This window comes from Kitasatospora aureofaciens (assembly GCF_001188955.3).
GTDB lineage: Bacteria > Actinomycetota > Actinomycetes > Streptomycetales > Streptomycetaceae > Kitasatospora > Kitasatospora aureofaciens.
Genome location: NZ_JPRF03000054.1, coordinates 34,319 through 52,658 on the forward strand (window position 1 = coordinate 34,319; position 18,340 = coordinate 52,658).

14 protein-coding genes are annotated in these 18,340 nt (G+C 74.0%); 10 read left to right on the plus strand and 4 right to left on the minus strand.

What is annotated here, in order from left to right; genetic code table 11:
* Positions 1-114 precede the first annotated feature (114 nt).
* The 10 genes from HS99_RS30190 to HS99_RS30235 all read left to right on the plus strand — a co-directional run bounded on the left by HS99_RS30190 (position 115) and on the right by HS99_RS30235 (position 12,393).
* Complete coding sequence (locus tag HS99_RS30190; protein ID WP_046387176.1) at positions 115-1,062, plus strand: FecCD family ABC transporter permease; 948 nt, start codon at positions 115-117, stop codon at positions 1,060-1,062.
* Positions 1,059-2,138 carry a FecCD family ABC transporter permease gene (locus HS99_RS30195; RefSeq protein ID WP_030283105.1) on the plus strand — a complete coding sequence of 360 codons (1,080 nt, stop codon included), beginning with the start codon at positions 1,059-1,061 and terminating at the stop codon, positions 2,136-2,138. Before HS99_RS30190 ends, HS99_RS30195 begins: the two co-directional genes overlap by 4 nt.
* Entirely contained in the window at positions 2,138-3,016 is an 879-nt protein-coding gene (locus tag HS99_RS30200) for an ABC transporter ATP-binding protein (protein ID WP_046387175.1), read from the plus strand. Before HS99_RS30195 ends, HS99_RS30200 begins: the two co-directional genes overlap by 1 nt.
* Before the next feature lie 47 nt (positions 3,017-3,063).
* Positions 3,064-4,062 (plus strand): ABC transporter substrate-binding protein, encoded by a 999-nt coding sequence (locus tag HS99_RS30205; RefSeq protein WP_030283109.1) that lies wholly within the window; start codon positions 3,064-3,066, stop codon positions 4,060-4,062.
* A gap of 160 nt (positions 4,063-4,222) precedes the next feature.
* A complete protein-coding gene (locus tag HS99_RS30210) occupies positions 4,223-5,422 on the plus strand; it encodes an ATP-grasp domain-containing protein (RefSeq protein WP_030552252.1) in 1,200 nt (399 codons plus the stop codon).
* Entirely contained in the window at positions 5,419-7,167 is a 1,749-nt protein-coding gene (locus HS99_RS30215) for an IucA/IucC family protein (protein ID WP_050366456.1), read from the plus strand. The genes HS99_RS30210 and HS99_RS30215 overlap by 4 nt, the downstream gene beginning before the upstream one ends.
* Positions 7,164-8,351 carry an MFS transporter gene (locus HS99_RS30220; protein ID WP_030552256.1) on the plus strand — a complete coding sequence of 396 codons (1,188 nt, stop codon included), beginning with the start codon at positions 7,164-7,166 and terminating at the stop codon, positions 8,349-8,351. The genes HS99_RS30215 and HS99_RS30220 overlap by 4 nt, the downstream gene beginning before the upstream one ends.
* Positions 8,348-10,117 carry an IucA/IucC family protein gene (locus tag HS99_RS30225; protein WP_078958668.1) on the plus strand — a complete coding sequence of 590 codons (1,770 nt, stop codon included), beginning with the start codon at positions 8,348-8,350 and terminating at the stop codon, positions 10,115-10,117. The genes HS99_RS30220 and HS99_RS30225 overlap by 4 nt, the downstream gene beginning before the upstream one ends.
* A complete protein-coding gene (locus tag HS99_RS30230) occupies positions 10,114-11,388 on the plus strand; it encodes a type III PLP-dependent enzyme (RefSeq protein ID WP_078867261.1) in 1,275 nt (424 codons plus the stop codon). Before HS99_RS30225 ends, HS99_RS30230 begins: the two co-directional genes overlap by 4 nt.
* A 207-nt stretch (positions 11,389-11,595) precedes the next feature.
* Positions 11,596-12,393 (plus strand): inositol monophosphatase family protein, encoded by a 798-nt coding sequence (locus HS99_RS30235; RefSeq protein WP_030283122.1) that lies wholly within the window; start codon positions 11,596-11,598, stop codon positions 12,391-12,393.
* A 140-nt stretch (positions 12,394-12,533) separates the two neighbouring features.
* Here HS99_RS30235 and HS99_RS30240 read toward each other — a convergent pair whose 3' ends face one another.
* From HS99_RS30240 to HS99_RS30255, 4 genes are all read right to left on the minus strand, one after another.
* Complete coding sequence (locus tag HS99_RS30240) at positions 12,534-14,051, minus strand: pyridoxal phosphate-dependent decarboxylase family protein (protein WP_078867262.1); 1,518 nt, start codon at positions 14,049-14,051, stop codon at positions 12,534-12,536.
* Complete coding sequence (locus HS99_RS30245; protein WP_030552260.1) at positions 14,048-15,466, minus strand: diaminobutyrate--2-oxoglutarate transaminase; 1,419 nt, start codon at positions 15,464-15,466, stop codon at positions 14,048-14,050. The genes HS99_RS30240 and HS99_RS30245 overlap by 4 nt, the downstream gene beginning before the upstream one ends.
* 290 nt (positions 15,467-15,756) lie before the next feature.
* Positions 15,757-16,479: a response regulator gene (locus tag HS99_RS30250; protein ID WP_046387322.1), complete on the minus strand. Its 723-nt coding sequence runs from the start codon at positions 16,477-16,479 to the stop codon at positions 15,757-15,759.
* Positions 16,476-18,236: a sensor histidine kinase gene (locus tag HS99_RS30255; RefSeq protein ID WP_050366457.1), complete on the minus strand. Its 1,761-nt coding sequence runs from the start codon at positions 18,234-18,236 to the stop codon at positions 16,476-16,478. The genes HS99_RS30250 and HS99_RS30255 overlap by 4 nt, the downstream gene beginning before the upstream one ends.
* Positions 18,237-18,340 lie beyond the last annotated feature (104 nt).

Below are 18,340 nucleotides of genomic sequence, written 5' to 3' on the forward strand. Positions count from 1 at the left end.
GGTAAACCTAACCTAAGATATCGACTCGTGTTGAGAACCGAACCGCCGCCCGCGACAACCCCGGCCACGCCTCGTTCCTCGGCGGTCCGGCGGCCCCTGCTGCTGGTCGCCGGTATGGGCGCGCTCGTGCTGTGCGCCGCCCTGAGCCTTGCGCTGGGCTCCCGATCCGTCCCGCTGGCCACCGTCGTCGACGCCCTCACCGGTGCCGCCCATGGCGGTGACGCCGACGTGGTGACGGGCCTTCGGGTCCCGCGCACCCTCATCGGGCTGGCCGTCGGCGCCGCGCTCGGTGTCGCCGGGGCGGTCGCCCAGGGCGTCACCCGCAACCCGCTGGCCTCACCGATCACCCTCGGCATCAACGCCGGCGCGAGCCTGGCCGTGGTCGCCGCGATCTACACGCTGGACCTCTCCCGCCCGGCCGAGTACGTCTGGTTCGCCTTCGCCGGGGCGGCCGTCGCCGCCGTCGCCGCGTACGCGATGTCCCGGCGCGGCGGGGACCTCGACCCGGTCCGGCTCGCGCTGGGCGGCACCGTGCTCACCGTGGTGCTCACCTCCTGGACCTCCGCGCTGATGCTGGCCAGTCACCGCACCCTGGACGAGGCCCGTTTCTGGCTGGCCGGCTCGATCGCCGGGCGGCACCTGGACACCCTCACCCCGGTCCTGCCGTTCCTGGTCCTCGGCCTGGTGGCCGCCTTCGCGATCTCGCCCGCGCTCAACGCGCTGGCCCTGGGTGACGAGACCGCCCAGTCGCTGGGCGTGCCGGTGGCCCGGATCCGGGTGGTCGGCGGACTGGCCGTGGTCCTGCTCGCGGGCAGCGCGGTCGCCGTCTCCGGACCGGTGGCGTTCATCGGACTGGCGGCACCCCACCTGGTCCGTCCGCTGCTCGGCAACGACCACCGCTGGCTTCTGCCCGGCTGTCTGATCACCGGGCCGCTGCTGCTGCTCGCCGCCGACGTGCTCGGCCGGCTCGTGGTGCGGCCCTCCGAGATCGAGGTGGGCATCGTGACCGCCTTCCTCGGCGCTCCGCTGCTCGCCGTGCTGGCCCGGAAGGTGGCCAAGTGACCGCGCCGACCGACCCGACGAGGCTCACCGCACCGACCGCGCCGACCGCACGGACCCGTCGGACGGGCGCGATCACCCGTCGCCGGGCCCGGACCGCCGCCTGGTCACTGCTCGCCCTCGCACTGCTGGTGCTGCTGACCGGCGTCGCGCTCGGCACCGGCCAGGTGAGCATCTCCGCCTGGGACGCGCTGCGCGCCCTGTTCGGTCAGGGCGAGCCCGGCAACGTGCTGGTGGTGCAGCAGTTCCGGGCACCCCGAGTGGTGTCCGCGCTGATCGCGGGCGCCGGACTGGCGATGGCCGGCTCGATGCTCCAGCGACTCTTCCGCAACCCGCTGGCCGCCCCCGACACCATCGGCATCACCGGCGGCGCCTCCTTCGGCGCGGTGCTGATGCTCGCCACCGGCGCCTCGCAGCAGCTGATCCCGCTGGCCGCCGTCGGCGGCGGACTGCTCGCCGCGATGCTGCTCGGCGGCTTCGCCTGGCGGTCGAAGATGGCCGTCACCCGGCTGGTCCTGGTCGGCCTGGCGGTCCAGCAGGGCCTGGCGGCCGCCGTGAACCTGATGATCGTACGGTTCCCGGCCGAGTTGGCCTCCTCCGCGATGCAGTGGACCACCGGCTCGCTGTACGGACGCAACTGGACCGAGGTGTGGATCGGCGGCACCGCCATCGCGCTGACCGCCGCGGCCCTGCTGCTCTGCCAGCGGCGGGTCGCCGTCCTCGACCTCGGCGACGACTCGGCCGGCGGCCTCGGCCTGAACCCCGCCCGGGACCGGCTCTGGCTACTGCTGCTCACCATCACGCTCGCCTCGCTGGCCGCCGCCCTCACCGGGCCGGTCGCCTTCGTCGCGCTCGCCGTGCCCCACCTGGTCCGGCTGCTCGCCGGGCCGCCCACCCTCGGCACGCTCGGCCTCACCGCGCTCACCGGCGCCGTGCTGCTGCTCTCGGCCGACCTCCTCGTGCTCCACGTGATCCCCGTCCACGGCCTGCCGGTCGGTGCCGTCACCGCCACCCTCGGCGCGCCCTGGCTCCTGGTGCTGATGATCCGCCAGGGCCGGCTTCCCCAGAGGAGCAGCTGATGACCAGCACCACCGACGTCAACCGGCTCGCCGCCCACAGCCTCGGGCTGCGCTACGGCGACCGCACCATCCTCGAAGGCCTCGACCTCGAACTGCCCGGCGGCGCCGTCACCGCGATCGTCGGACCGAACGCCTGCGGCAAGTCGACCCTGCTGCGCGGCCTCGTCCGGCTGCTCGACCCGGCCGCCGGCACCGTCACCCTGGACGGCGCCGACATCCACCGGATGCCCGCCCGGACGCTGGCCAAGCGGATGGGCCTGCTGCCGCAGCAACCGGTCACGCCCGAGGCGGTCACCGTCGAGGCGCTGGTGCGGCTCGGACGCTACCCCCACCAGCGGATGCTCAGCCCTTGGTCCAAGGCCGACCAGGCCGCGGTCGAGGAGGCGCTGACCCGCACCGGCACCGCCGAACTGCGCGACCGGCAGGTCGACCGGCTCTCCGGCGGGCAGCGCCAGCGGGTGTGGATCGCGCTGGCGCTCGCCCAGGAGACCGACCTGCTGCTGCTCGACGAACCGACCACCTTCCTCGACCTGCGCCACCAGCTCGACGTGCTCGACCTGGTCGCCGACCTCCACGCCGAGGCCGGGCGCACTGTCGTCATGGTGCTGCACGACCTCGGGCAGGCCGCGCGGTACGCCGACCACCTGGTGGTGCTCAAGGACGGGCGGCTCGCGGCGGCCGGTCCGCCCACCGAGGTGCTGACGGCCGAGCTGGTGGAGTCCGTGTTCGGCGTGCCGTGCCGGGTGGTGCCCGACCCGGAGACCGGTACGCCGCTGGTCGTGCCGCGGGCGCGCACCCGGGCCGCGGCCGCTGCTCCCGCCTCCGCCTCTGCCACTGCTCCCGCCTCCGCGGCTGCTTCCGCCTCCGTTCCCGCGTGAACCCCCCTTTCCCATCCCCCCGTTCGACCCGATCCAAGGAATTCCCGATGAACCGCCGACTCCCCGTCGCCGTCCTCGCCGTCACGCTCTCCGCCACGCTCCTCGCCGCCTGCGGCAGCAGCGGGGACACGTCCACGTCGGGCGGGGGCTCCGCGTCCTCCGCCGCCCCGTCGGGCACCGCCGCCGGGTTCCCGCGCAGCGTCAAGCACGCCGCCGGGACGGCCCAGATCAAGTCGCAGCCCAAGCGCGTCGTGGTGCTGGACAGCGGAGAGCTGGACGACGTCACGCTGCTCGGCATCACGCCGGTCGGCGCGGTGTCCCCGCACATGAAAACCGAGGGCGGGTTCCCGAACTACCTCAAGGACAGGATCAAGGACACCAAGGACGTCGGCCCGATGAACGAGCCGAACCTGGAGCTGATCGCCTCCCTGAAGCCCGACCTGATCCTCTCCTCCAAGGTCCGGCACGCCAAGGTGTACGACCAGCTGAACGCGATCGCGCCGACCGTGCTGGCCGAGACCACCGGGTTCCCGTGGAAGGAGAACCTGGCGCTGTACGCCCAGGCGCTCGGCAAGGAGGACGAGGCGAAGAAGGCGCTCGCCGACTACGAGGAGCGGGCGCACAAGCTGGGCGAGGCGATCAAGGCGAAGTACAACGGGAAGATGCCGACCGCCTCGGTGGTCCGCTTCGTGGCCGGCCCGACCCGCCTGTACGCCAAGGCCTCCTACAGCGGTGTGGTGCTCAAGGACGTGGGCCTGGCCCGCCCGACCTCGCAGGACGTGGACAAGAACATCATCGAGGTCAGCGCGGAGCAGATCAACCAGGCCGACGCCGACCTGGTGTTCGTCACCACCGCCGACGACCCGTCCAAGACCAAGGAGAGCGAGGTCCAGCAGACCCCGGTCTGGCAGGGCCTGAACGCCGTCAAGGACAGCAAGGTCTTCACCGTGCCGGACGAGACCTGGATGTCCGGCATCGGCGTCCAGGCCGCGGACGCGATGCTCGTCGACATCGCGAAGGCGGCGGGCGTGGACGCGCCCGAGTAGCCGTTGCCCGCTGTTCGCCCGCCCTCGGCTGAGGAGGAGCAGCGAACAACGCACAACGAACAACTGACACCGAACGGATAACAGAGTTCGAAAGTTGTCATCTGTCATCTGTTATCCGTTCGCCGTCCTTCGTCCGCCACCCCGCCCCCAAGGAACTCCCATGCGGCTCTACCTGCTCGCCCTCAACCCCACCGACTCGGTCACCCTCGGCTTCCTACCCGCCGCCGCCCGGCTCGGGCTCGACGTCACCGTTCTCACCGACCACGTCGAGGCCCACCAACGCGCCTACTCCGAAGCGGAATTCGCCTGCGAGGTGGTGGAGTGCGACGTCCAGGACTTCCGCGAGGTGATCGGGCTGATATCCCAACACCACGCGCCTGCCGCGGTGTTCAGCAACAGCGACCATCTGCAGACCCAGACCGCGCTGGTCGCCGAGTACTTCGGTCTGCCCGGCAAGGACTGGAAGGCCGCACTGCGGGCGAAGAACAAGGGCGAGCTGCGCCGCCACCTCGCCGAGTGCGGGCTGGACCGGGTCTGGTCCGCCGAACTGGTGCCGGGGCAGGACCCGGCCGGCCTCGCCCCGCCGTTCCCGTGCATCGTCAAGCCTCGCGAGGGCGTCGCCAGCGAGGACGTCACCCTGGTCGCCGACGCCGCCGGACTCGCCAGGCGGGTCCGGGAGATCCAGCGCCGCCGCCCCGGCGCCACGCTGGTGGTGGAGGAGTTCCTGGACGGCGAGCTGTGCACCCTGGAGACCCTCGGCGACGGCCGTGACCGGCACGTCCTCGGCGGCTTCCGCACCCGGCTCTCCCCGCCCCCGGACTTCATCGAGGAGGTCCTGACCTTCGTCCCGGCGCACCCCCGGCCGGTGGTCGACCAGGTACTCGACCAGCTCGACGCCCTCGGCGTCGGACTCGGCGCCTGCCACACCGAGTTCGTCCTCCAGCCGGACGGCCGCGCCCGCCTCATCGAGGTCAACTACCGTGCCATCGGCGACCAGTGCGACCTGATGCTCGCCGAGATCCTCCGGCTCCCCTACTTCGAGCTGGTGCTGCGCACCCATGTCGGCGAACCGCTGCCCGCCGACCTCGGCGCACGCACCGACCAGCGGGCCCGCCACGAGCGCGTCTGCGCCGAACAGGCAGGCACCCTGACCGCCGCCCCCGAACCGCACTTCGAGCGGCGCGCCGACGGCGTCGTGCTCTCCTACCGCCCGGTCCGTGAACTCGGCGCCCACCACGAGCTCTACCGCACCAACCGCGACTACCTGGGCGTCGTCTGGGCGGTCGGCCCGGACCAGGGCGCGGTGGACGCCGCCGTGGCGGAGTTCATCGCCGCCAACCGCTGGGAGATCGCCTCATGACCCCGACCCCGGCCGAGGCCACCGCCCCCGGCAGCGCACGCGGCACCGCCCCCGGCATCGCGCCCTCGGACGGAACCGCCGCCGACCGGCTGACCCTGCGGGTCCTGTCCGCCCTGCTGCGCGAGGACGTGCTCGGCCTGCGCACCAACGGCGTCCTGGAGCAGCGGCCCGACGGCCCCTGGCTGACCGACGGCACGCTCGCCCTCCCGGTCGCCCCCGACGGGTTCCAGGCCGACCACGCCGCCCGGCTACCGGTGCTTGAGGTGAACGGCGTCCGCCTCACCGGCCTGCCCGCCGTCCTCGCCCACCTGGCGGAACGCGCCGACCCGCTGGACCGCCCGGGCCACCTGGCCTTCGCCGAGGAGTGCCGGCAGACCCTCACCACCATGGAACTGCACGACCGGGTGCGGCCCGAGGTGCACGCCGAGCTCGCCGAGCGCTACGGCAAGGACGTGGCCGACTGGACCGGTCCGCGCGCCTCGCTCGGCTTCGAGGCCCTGGCCGCCTTCCTGGACCACCCGGTCTATCCGACCGCACGCGGCCGCTCCGGCCTGGCCGAGCCGCAACTGCGCTCCTACGCACCCGAGTTCCACCCCACCTTCAAGCTGCGCTGGCTCGCCGTCCCGGCCGGACACCTGACCGTACGCGGTGACGGTCCGCTGCCCGCCTGGTGGCCGAGCGCCGAACAGCTAGGCGTACGGCTTGGCGCACCGGGCGAGTTCCTGACCCTCCCGGTCCATCCACTCACCGCGGGTGAGGACTTCAGCCGGATCGCCCCCGGCGCGGTGCTCGCGCCCGAGCCGTACCTCGACGTGCTGCCGACGCTGTCCATGCGCACCGTCGCCGTCGCCGAGGATCCGGTCTGCCACCTCAAGCTGCCGCTGGCCACCGCGACCCTGGGCCTTCGCAACCGGCGCACCATCAAGCCGGTCACCCTGGTCAACGGGGCGGTCGGGCAGCGCCTGGTGGAGGCCGTGGTCGCCCGCGAACCGCGTTTCACCGGGCGGGTGCTGCACGCCGACGAGCAGCGCTACGCCCACGCCGACGACGAGCTGCTCGCCGTCCTGCTGCGCCGCTACCCGGACGGCCCGGACGGGTCCGTCACCGTACCGCTGGCCGCCCTGCTCGCCGAGGCCCCCGACGGACGACTGGTGATCGACCACCTGGCGGACCGTTTCCACCGGGGCTCCGTCCTCGCCCTGTACGAGGAGCTGCTGCGGCTGCTGGTCGACTGGCAGACCACCTTGTTCCGCCACGGCATCGCCCTGGAGTCGCACCAGCAGAACACCTCCCTGGTCATGGACGGATCCGGCCTGCGGCTGCTCTACAAGGACAACGACGGCCCGCGGATCAACACCACCCGGATCGGCGAACTGGCGTCACTGGCAGCCGAGTTCCGGGATCCCAGGATTATCGGCGAACAGGACCGCGCGCTCACCGACCTGTTCACCACGATCACCGGCCATCTGTGCACCGCCTCGCTCGCCTTCGGCCTCGCCGCGCACGGCCGGGTGCCGCTGGATCGGAGCCTGGAGGTACTGCGCATCACCCTCGCCGAGGCCGTCGACCGCCTCGGCGAGGCCGGGCGACCGCTGCGCACCGCCCTGCTGGACGCCCAACGGCTCCCGGTCAAAGCCATGGTGAGCGCCGGCACCCTGCTGAGCAAGGAGCGCAGCGGCGCCGCCGACATCAACAAGCACTACACCGACGGTCCCAACTACCTGCTGCCGGGAAGCGGTTCATGACGACCGCCGAGCCGCTGCCGAGGACGGCCGGAACGGTCGGGCTGGACCGGCGCCAGGTGCACGCGGTGGCGGCCTGCTACTTCGTCGCCTCCTTCGCCGCCCTGGGCCTGCCGCCCTACCTGACCGAGATCCTCCCGGGCCTCGGCGACCGGGACGGGCACTGGGCCGGTCTGCTCTACATCGTGCCGACCGTCTTCACCGCCCTCGGCGCGCCCCTGTGGGGCCGCCTGGCCGACCGCTTCGGCCAGAAGCGGCTGCTGCTGCGCGCCCAACTCGGCCTCGCCGTCTCCTTCCTCCTCGCGGGGGCCGCCGACAGCCTGCCCGCCTTCACCGTCGCGCTGGTCTTCCAGGGATTCCTCGGCGGCACCTTCTCCGCCACCAACGGCTACCTCGCAGCAGCCCTGGACGGCTCCCAGCTGTCCAGGGCGCTGACCCTGATGCAGGGCAGCGCCCGGGCCGCCCTGGTCGCGGCGCCGATCCTGGTCGGCACGCTGTCGCCGTGGATCGACCCGCACCGGCAGTACCTGGTGTTGGCGGTGCTGCCGCTGACCGCCGCCGTGCTGCTCAACTTCCTTCCGGAGCCCGTCCGTCCGGTCGCGGCCCGAACCGGCCGCGACGCGGCCGAGGCCGACCCTCCGGGCTCGCTCAGGCTGCTCTACACCTTCGAGTTCGCCTTCGTCTTCGCCACCATCATCTCCTTCCCGTACCTGATCACCCTGGTCCAGCAGCGGTTGCCGGGCGTCAACGGCGCGGTCGCGGGCCTCCTGTTCGCACTGCCGCACCTGGTCTACCTGGTCGGCGCCGGGCGGGTGCACTCCGCTGTCGAGGCGCGCCCCCGGACCGGACTGGCCGTGGGCTTCGCCCTGGTCGCCCTCGGACTGGCCGGCCACGCCCCGGCCCACTCCCTGCTCACCTTCGCCCTCACCCGGGCGGTGCTCGGACTCGGCATGACCTTCGGCCTGGTCTGCCTCGCCGTCCTCGCCGCCGAAGCCGCCCGCGGCCGCGCGCCGGGCCGGATGTTCGGCACCCGCGAAACCGTCTCCAAGTGCGGTGCCGTCGCCGCCGGACTCGCCGCCGCGCTCGCCAACGGCAGCAGTGGCCCGGCCGCCCCGGTCGTGATCGGCACCGTCGCCGCACTGGCCGCCGCCCTGCTCGCCCTCCTGACCCGTAGGAGCCCCCGATGACCGCCCGGCCCACCACCCTCCCCACCACCCTCCCGGCCGCCCTTTCGCTCGAAGCGACCGCCGAACTCCCCGGCACCGACGAGGCGGTGGCCCACACCCTGCTCAACTGCCTGCTGCGTGAGGTCTCCGCGCCCGAGCACCAGACCGCCGTCGACGACGGCCGGCTGCTGCTGCGCCTGCCGCGCCGCGGCACCCTGCTGCGAGTCGCGCTGCGCCGCACCTCACTGCTCGGCGCGCACCGCTTCACCGGCCCCGTCCACGAGGAAACCCCCGACGGTTGGCGCGAGTTGGGGTGGCGCGAACTGGCCGGGTACGCCCAGGACGAACTGGAGCTGCGCACCGGTACGGTGAACGAGGAGTTCCTCGACCAGGTGGCGTCCAGCCATCACGGCGTCGGCGCGGGCCTGGCCGGACGCCCGGCTCCCGGAGCGGACCGCTACCTGGAGTCCGAGCAGGCATTGCTGTTCGGCCACCGCTTCCACCCGGCTCCCAAGTCCCGCTCCGCCGCCCGCGGCGACTGGCGCGACTACGCGCCCGAGTCCCGCGCGGCCTTCCCGCTGCGCCACCTCGCCGTCCGCGCCGAACTGCTGGCCGAGGAGTCCCTGGAGGAACGCGCCGGCGCCGTACTGGACGGCCTCGGCGAGGTGCCGGACGGCTACCGGCTGCTGCCGGCCCACCCCTGGCAGTACCAACTCATCGGCGACCACCCGCTGTTGCGCGCCGCGCTGGCCAGCGGGGACGTCCTCGACCTCGGCCCGCGCGGCGAGGACTTCGCCGCCACCGCCTCGGTGCGCACCCTGTACGGCGCGGACGCCTTCCTCAAGTTCAGTCTGAACGTCCGCATCACCAATTGCCTGCGCAAGAACGCCGCCTACGAGCTCACCGGCGCGGTCGCACTCACCCGGCTGCTCGACCCCGCGCTCACCGACCTCGCCCGTCGCTTCCCCGGGGCGGCGATGCTGCGCGAGCCAGCCTTCCGCACCCTCGCCCTGCCCGGCGCCGACGGCCGCCCCGACCGGGCGCTGTACGAGGGCTTCGGCCTGATCCTGCGCGAGGGGTTCGGCGGCCTGCTGCGACCCGGCGTGACCCCGCTGCTCGCCGCGGCCGTCGCCGACGAGCACCCGACCAGCTCGGCGCACATCTCCCGCCTGCTGGGCGGGCGTTCGGACGGAGCGGCAGCGCTCGACTGGTGGCGCGATTACCTGCGCCTGCTCCTCCCGCCGGTGCTGGCCGCGTACTTCGACCACGGCGTGGTGCTGGAGCCGCACCTGCAGAACGTGCTGATCGGCGTGGACGCCGAGGGACGTCCGGCACAGGTGCTCTTCCGCGACCTCGAAGGAACCAAGCTCGTCCCCGAGCAGAACGCCGACATCCTGGCCGCCCTGCCTCCCGAGGTGGCCGGCCCGATGACGTACGACGCCGAACGCGGTTGGGACCGGGTGGTCTACTGCCTGCTGGTCAACCACGTCGCCGAACTGCTCGCCGCCCTCGCCGACCGCCACCCCGAGCTGGAGGGCGCGCTCTGGCAGGCCGTCCGGGACGCCCTGGAGGAGTACGCCGCCGCGCACGGCCGCCCGCCCCGGTTGCGGGCACTGCTGGCCGGCGTCCCACTGCCCGCCAAGGCCAACCTGCTGACCCGCTGGGAGCGCAAGGCCGACCGCGAGGCCGGATACGTCCGACTGCCCTCCCCGCTGGCCGGCTCGGTGCTCGCCGAGGCCACCCGCATGACCGCCCACCACCGTCCCGCCGGGAGCGCCGCCCGATGAGCACCACCGTGAACAGCACCGTGAACAGCGCTGTGAAAAGCACCCTGGACAGCACCGCGAACAGCACCCTCGGAAACCCCGTCCACCGCCGGGTCGCTTCGCTCGCGGCCGACGAACTTCCCTCCTATGTCCACGACTTGGCCGCGCTGCGCGAGCACGCCGCCACCGTCCGGGCCGCGCTGCCCGAGCGGGTCGAGCTGTACTACGCCGCCAAGGCCAACCCGGAGGCGCCGCTGCTGACCGCGCTAAGCGACGCCGTCGACGGCTACGAGGTTTCCAGCGGCGGGGAGTTGGCGCACGTGCGGGCCGCCGTGCCGGACGCGCCGCTGGCCTTCGGCGGGCCGGGCAAGACCCCGGCCGAGATCGCCGCCGCCGTGGACGCCGGGGTGCACCGCTGGCACGTCGAGAGCGAGCAGGAGCTGCACCGGCTCGCCGCCGTGCTGGCGGAGCGGCCTGGGGCGGCGGTGGACGTCCTGCTGCGGGTCAACCTGCCCGTGGTGACCGACGCCCTGGACGCGGTGCCGCTGGCCATGGGTGGACGCCCGACCCCGTTCGGGCTCGACCCGGACCGGGCCGAGGAGTGCGTCCGACTGCTCACCGACGGCGGTCCGCTCGGCCGACAGCTGCGTCTGCGCGGGGTGCACGCCCACCTGGCCAGCGGGCTGGCGGCGGCGGAGCAGTTGGCGGTCGCCCAGCAGATCGTCACCTGGTCCGCCGAGCTGGCCGAGCGCACCGGTTTCCCGCTCACCGAGGTCAACATCGGCGGCGGCATGGCGGTGGACTACGACGACCCCGCGCGGCGCTTCGACTGGACGGCCTTCGGCGAGGGCCTCGCCGAGCTCCTCGACGCCCACCCCGGGCTGGTCCTGCGGATCGAGCCCGGGCGGGCACTGACCGCGTACTGCGGCTGGTACGCGACCGAGGTGCTCGACGTGAAGCGGAGCCACGGCGAGGACTTCGTGGTGGTCCGCGGCGGCACCCACCACCTGCGCACCCCCGCGACCCGCGGGCACTCCCAGCCCTTCACGGTGCTGCCGGTGGACGCCTGGCCGCACCCCTGGGCGCGCCCCGCCGTCGGCAGCGGCCGGGCGACCCTGGCCGGGCAGCTGTGCACCCCGAAGGACGTGCTCGCCCGGGCCGCGACCGGCGCGGCCGGCCTGCGGGCGGGGGACCGGGTGCTGTTCGCGATGGCCGGCGCGTACGCGTGGAACATCTCGCACCACGAGTTCCTGATGCACCCCCGCCCGGGATTCCACTACCTGGGTGGCTGACGAACCGGACCGGAGGCTGACGACGAACCCCCGGCCCCGAACGGCGAACAGCTGACAGATTTCAGATCTCAGATTTCAGCGGACAGATAACAGATTTCGAAATCTGTTATCTGTCCGCTGAAATCTGTTTGTTGTCACCAGTCCGTCGACACCCCATTCGCGCACTCGTGCGAAAGTGGTAACGGCGAAGGGAGCGCGAGCGTGCTGATGGACAAGGTGGCGGAAATACTCGCCGAGGCTTCGGCCCAGGCGGTGGAGCCGCGCTTCCGGGCATTGGCCGCCGGCGAGGTGATGGAAAAGGCACCCGGCGAGGTCGTCACGATCGCCGACCGCGAGGCCGAGGCGATCATCACCCGCCGCCTGCACGAGCTGCTCCCCGTCCCGGTGGTCGGCGAGGAGGCGGTGGCCGCCGATCCGTCGCTCGCCGACGCCATCCACGACGAGCCCGCCGTCTGGCTGGTCGACCCGGTGGACGGCACCTCCAACTTCGTCGCCGGACGCCCCGACTACGCCGTGATGTGCTCCCTGGTCCGCACCGGCCGGACGGTCGCCTCGTGGATCTGGCAGCCCGCCACCGCGACCGGCTACCGCGCCGAGCTGGGCTCCGGCGCCTGGCGCGACAGCGAACGCCTCACCCGCCCACCGGCACCGGCCGACGCCGGGAAGCTCACCGGCGTCCTGAAGAGCCGCTTCCTCGACCCGGTCGACCGCCACCGCCTCGAGGCCGGCTGCTCGGCCTTCGGCGAGATCTCCCCCGGCCGCAGCGCCGCCGGGATCGAGTACCCGGACGTCGTCGAGGGCCGCACCGACTTCATCTTCTACTGGCGCACCCTCCCCTGGGACCACGCCCCGGGCTCGCTCCTGCTCGCCGAGGCCGGCGGCGTCGCGGCCCGCCTGGACGGCACCCCCTACCAGCCCGAGGCCCCCGGCTGCGTGGACGGTCTGCTGGTCGCCGCCGACCCCGACACGTGGGAACGCACCCGCGGCATCCTGCTGAACGCGTGACCTGCCCGAACCGCACGCCGACGGCGGCGGCGGTTGCGGGCCCGCCCCGACGACGGACTGCCCGACGACGGACTGCCCGACGACGGGCTGCCCGGCAACGGGCTCCCCAGCGACAGGCGCCCCGGCGACGGCCCGCCGCCCTACCCCGCCCGCTCCCCGGCGACCTTGCGCCCCGCACCGACCACCTCCCGCAGCAGCGCGCCCACCTCCCCCACCGTCGTGTGCGGATTGAGCAGCGTGAGCTTCAGCCGCACCCGCCCCGCCCCCTCCCCCGGCAGCTCGGTGCGCCCGACCACCGCGCGCCCGGTGCGCAGCAGCAGTCGGCGCAACTGCCCGTTCAGCTCGTCCACGGCGGCCTCGTCCGCCGGCCCGGGCGGCCGGTAGCGGAACAGCAGCGTGGTGAGGACCGGCTCGGAGTGCAGTTCGAGCGAGGGTTCGGCGCGGACGGCGGCGGCCGCCGCCAGCGCCAGTTCGTGGCAGGTGTCCACCAGCCGCCCGAGTCCCTCGCGACCGAGGGTGCGCAGGGTGACGGCGAGCTTGAACGCGTCGGCCCGCCGGGTGGTGCGCAGTGAGCGACCGAGCAGACTGGGGTAGCCGGCCTGCTCGTCGTCCACCGGGTTGAGGTACTCGGCGCGCCGGGCGAGCGAGACGTACGTCTCCGCCCGTCGGACCAGGAAGACCCCGGCGGCCGCGGGCTGCCAGCCGAGCTTGTGCCAGTCGAGGGAGACCGAGTCGGCGCGGGCGATGCCGTCGAGCAGCGGGGCGAGCCGGTCGGAGAGCAGCGCGCCACCACCGTACGCGGCGTCGACGTGCAGCCAGGCGCCGTAGCGTCCGGCCAGGTCGGCGGCGGCGTCGAGCGGGTCGATCGCTCCGGTGTCGGTGGTGCCAGCGGTGGCGACGACGGCGATGGGGGTTCGCCCGGCCCAGCTGACCTCGGCCAGCTCCCGTTCCAACTCCTCGGGGGACATTCGGAGTTGGCGGTCGACGGGGACGGCGATCACGGCCCGTTCACCGAGGCCGAGCAGGGCGGCCGAGCGCTGGACGGAGAAGTGCGCGGCCGCGGAGGCGAGGATGCACGGCCGTACGCCCGCCGGGATCCCGTCCAACTCGACGATGCCGTCGAGCTTCTGGTCGCGCGCCAGCATCAGGCCCATCAGGTTGGACTCGGTGCCGCCGGAGGTGAGCACCCCGGCCGCCCGGGCCGGGTCGTAGCCGACCAGCGCGGCGAGTTCGGCGATCAGCGCGGTCTCCAGGGCCGTCGCGGCGGGGGCCTGGTCCCAGGAGTCCTGCGAGGGGTTGAGTGCGCTGACCGCGAGGTCGGCGGCGGTCGCGACGGCGAGCGGCGGGCAGTGCAGGTGGGCGGCGCAGGCCGGGTCGGCCGGGTCGGCGGCGCCGTAGGCGAGCAGCTCGGTGAGCCGGGCCAGGGCGCCGCGCCCGCGGGTTCCGGACAGCCCCTCCGCGACCAGGGCGGCGATCTCGGCCGGGCTCCCGGCGGGCAGCGGCCCGGAGCGCAGGGCGGTGCCGGCCTCCAGCGCGTCGAGGACGGTGGCCAGCAGCGGGCCGAGCGATCCGGGCCCGCCGGCGCCGCCCGCGAGCGCGTCCAACGGGACCTCCTCGCCGGGCAGTTCGGGCACCGGCCCGGACGGGTCGTCGGTCATGCGCCTTCCCGGGCGGCTGGTGCGGACGCCGACGGAGCCACCGCCGACGCCGACCCCGGCCTCGAAGCCGCCGCGACCGCGTCCGCCAGCCGTTCCAGAACCGCGGCGACCTGCTCGTCGGTGATGGTGAGCGGCGGCAGCAGCCGCAGCACCGCGTCGTGCCGCCCGCCGAGTTCGACGATCAGCCCGCGCGCCAGGCAGGCCTCCCGGACCCGTACGGCGAGCGCCGGATCGGCCGGCCGGGCGCCGCAGGCGTCGGGTTCGGCGGCCGGGTCGACCAGTTCGACCCCGATCATCAGCCCTCGTCCGCGGACGTCGCCGATCGCCGGCAGTTCCGTGGCGAGCTCGCGCAGCCGGGCGGCCATCCGGGCCCCCGCCACGGCGGCCCGCTCGGCCAGTCCGTGCGCGGCGACGTACCGCAGGGTGGCGGCGCCGGCGGCCATGGCGAGGGTGTTGCCGCGGAAGGTGCCGGTGTGGGCGCCGGGGCGCCAGCCGTCGTATTCCTCGCAGTAGACCACAACGGCGAGCGGCAGACTGCCGCCGATGGCCTTGGAGAGCACCATCGCGTCCGGGACGATACCGCTGTGCTCGACGGCCCACATCGCGCCGGTGCGGCCGACGCCGGTCTGCACCTCGTCCACGATCAGCGGGATGCCGCGCTCGGCGGTGATCCGGCGCATCTCGCGCAGCCAGCCGTCCGGCGCGGGGACGACCCCGCCCTCGCCCTGGACGGCCTCCAGGATCATCGCGGCGGGCGGCACCACCCCGCCCGAGGGGTCGTCCAGCAGCCGTTCCACGTAGGTCGCGCCGAGTTGGGCGCCCGTCTCGCCGCCGACCCCGAAGGGGCAGCGGTAGCCGTACGGGTAGGGCAGCCGGACCACCTCGCCGCCGCCGGGCAGCGGCTCCTTGACGGCGACGTTGCCGGTGAGCGCGAGTGCGCCGGCGGTCATGCCGTGGTAGGCGCCGGTGAAGGCCAGGGAACCGGACCGTCCGGTGGCGGTCTGCATCAGTTTGAGCGCGGCCTCGACGGCGTCCGTGCCGGCCGGTCCGCAGAAGTGCACCCGGGCGCGGGCGGCGAACTCGGCGGGCAGGTTCTCGAACAGCGCGCTGGTGAAGTCGTCCTTCTCGGCGGTGGCGAGGTCGAGCAGGTGCAGCGGGGCACCGCTGTCGAGGGTGCGGCGGATCGCTTCCAGCACGACGGGGTGGTTGTGGCCGAGGGCGAGCGTCCCGGCGCCGGAGAGGCAGTCCAGGTAGCGGCGTCCGTCGGCGCCCTCGACGGTCATGCCGTGGGCCCGGACCGGGACGATCGGGAAGGAGCGGGCGTACGTCCGGGCGGCGGACTCACGGACGCACTGTCGGCGCAGGATGGCGTCCCCGGGGGGCGGGGCCGCAGCGGCGGTGGCCCCGGTGGCGATGGCCCCGGAGACGGCCCGGGCGGGTACGGCGGCAGGCGACAAGGCGAACCCCCAAAAGAAGTTAGGTAAGCCTAACCTTATCGCTCTTGACCTGGCGGAACGGGTCGGGGGCACCCAGAACCACCCGAGCGAGTGAACCTCCGCCGTACCCGTGTGCGCCGCCCCTCGGCCAGCCCAACGACCGACCCCCCGAAAGGTCATGGCGCCGACCACTCCCGACCGAATCCGCCCCGGCGAGTCCGAAATCGGATCCGCCCCGACCAGTCCGGAACGTCACCCCGTCAGGCAGGTCACCGCCCCTTCCACCGGTAGCAGAGCTCCGGCCGCCCGACGCTCCCGTACTGCGGCTCGCGGACCGCCAGCCCGGTGTCCACCAGGTGTTCGAGGTAACGCCGCGCGGTGATCCGGGACACCCCGGCGGCGGCACCGGCGGCCGCCGCGGACAGCCCGGTCGAGGCCTCCCGCAGCACCGAGGCGACGGTGTCCAGGGTGGGCGCGCTCAGTCCCTTGGGCAGCGAGCTGCGCTCGGGCGTGCGGAGCAGGGCCAGCGCCTGGTCCACCTCGTCCTGGCCGGTCGCCTCGCCGGTGCGCCCGAGGCTGTCCCGGTAGCGGGCGTAGCGCTCCAGCCGGTCGTGCAGGGCGGCCGCGCTGAACGGTTTCAGCAGGTACTGCACGACCCCTGCCGAGACCGCCTGCCGGACCATCGCGAGGTCACGCGCCGAGGTCACCGCGATGACGTCGGTCCCGTGCCCGGCGGCGCGCAGTGTGCGGCACAGCTGGAGGCCGTGGCCGTCCGGCAGGTAGAGGTCGAGCAGGGTGAGGTCGACGGGTGCCCCGGCCGCACGCGCCCGCTCCAGGAAACGCAGCGCGTCCGCGCAGCTGTGGACGGTGCCGACGGCGCGGAAGCCAGGCTCGCGCTCGACGTACAGGGTGTGCGCGGCCGCGGCCACCGGGTCGTCCTCCACGACCAGGACGGAGATTCCGCCGCGGGCCCCGGCCGCGTCGCCGGTCACGTCGTGGCCCCTTCGCACTCCCGCACCCGGCCGGCCAGCGGCAGCCGTACGGTGAGCACCGCACCCCGCTCGCGCCCGACCTTGACGGTGCCGCCGTTGCGCCGGGCGGCCTGGGCGACCAGCGCCAGCCCGAGGCCGTGCCCGCGGCCGTCCTGCTTGGTGCTCCAGCCGCGCCGGAACACGTCCTCGACGGCGGACGGATCGATGCCCGCCCCGGTGTCGGCAACCCGCAGCAGCAGGCAGGCGCCGTCCCGGGCGTCCCCCCGGCCGGCTTCCCCGGCTCCCCCGACACCACCCACGACACCAGCCCCGGCGCCACCCCCGTCACCCCGTCGCGGATCCTCGATCCGCGCGGTGACGGTGACCTCCGGCGCCACCGGGCTGTGCGCGGCCCCGGCGATCGCGGCGTCCACCGCGTTGTCGATCAGGTTGCCGAGGACGGTGATCAGGTCCCGGGGGGCGAGCCCGGGCGGCAGCACCCCGTCATCGATCCGGCTGTCCTCGGTGAGGGTCAACTCCACGCCCCGCTCGGCGGCTTGGGCCGCCTTGCCGAGCAGCAGCGCGGCCAGCACCGGCTCGCTGACCGCCGCTACCACCCGGTCGGTCAGCTGCTGGGCTAGGGCGAGTTCGGCCGTGGCGAACTCCACCGCCTGTTCGTGGCGGCCGAGTTCGATCAGTGAGACGACGGTGTGCAGCCGGTTGGCGGCCTCGTGGGCCTGGGCGCCGAGCGCCTCGGTGAAGCCGCGAACCGAGTCCAACTCTCCGCTGAGTGACTGCAGTTCCGTGTGATCGCGGAGGGTCACCACCCGGCCGAGGCCGGTGCCGATGGTGGAGGTGTTGAGCACCACGACCCGCTCGGCGGTCAGGTGCACCTCGTCCCGCGCCGGCACCTCGCCGAGCACGGCCGCCACCAGCGCCTCGGGCAGCCCCAGTCCGTCCACCGGTCGGCCGTCCAACTCGCCTGCCAGTCCGAGCAGTTCGCGGGCGGCATCGTTGCACAGCACCACCCGGTGCGCGCGGTCGAGCAGGATCAGCCCCTCCCGCACCGAGTGCAGGGTCGCCTGGTGGTACTCGTACAGGTGGCTGAGTTCGTCCGGCCCCATGCCGTGGGTGTGCCGCCGCAGCCGGGAGTTGGCGAGGTAGGTGCCCAGCCCGCCGAGGGCCAGGGCACCCGCCGCGACGCCGACCAGGGCGAGCAACGGTCCGCTCAGCTGGGCGGAGATCGACTCCAGCGTCAGGCCCACGCTGACCAGCGCGACCACCCGGTGCCGGTCGTCCCAGACCGGGGTGACCACCCGCACGGACGGGCCGAGCGTGCCGGTGTACGTCTCACTGCGGGTCTGCCCGGCCAGCGCCCAGTCGATGTGCCCGAGGTACTGCTTGCCGATCTGCTCGGGCAGCGGGTGGGTCCAGCGCACCCCGTCGGTGTCCATGACGGTGATGAAGGAGACCCCCGCGTCCTGGCGCACCTGCTCGACGTACGGCTGGAGCACCGCGGTCGGGTCGGGCCCGCCGACGGCGGAGCGCACGGTGGGCGAGTCGGCGACGGCATGGGCGACCGAGGTGACCTCGCGGCGGGCCGCGTCCTCGGTGCGCTCGGCGGTGAACAGGTACGCGAGCACCGCGCCGCCCGCGACCACGGCGGCGACGATGACCACCTGGACGACGAACAGCTGCCCGGCCAGGCTGCGGACCAGCCGGTGCGGCAGGGGGAACCACCGGTGACGCGAGCGGGTGGGGGCGGTGCTCACGGACATGCCTCCCAGTGTGCACCACGGCCCGGGCCGCCCCCCAGGGGCCGGAGCGCGCCCACGGGGGGCGGAACCGCGCCCACGGAGCCGCGCCCGTTCCCGTCGCGCCG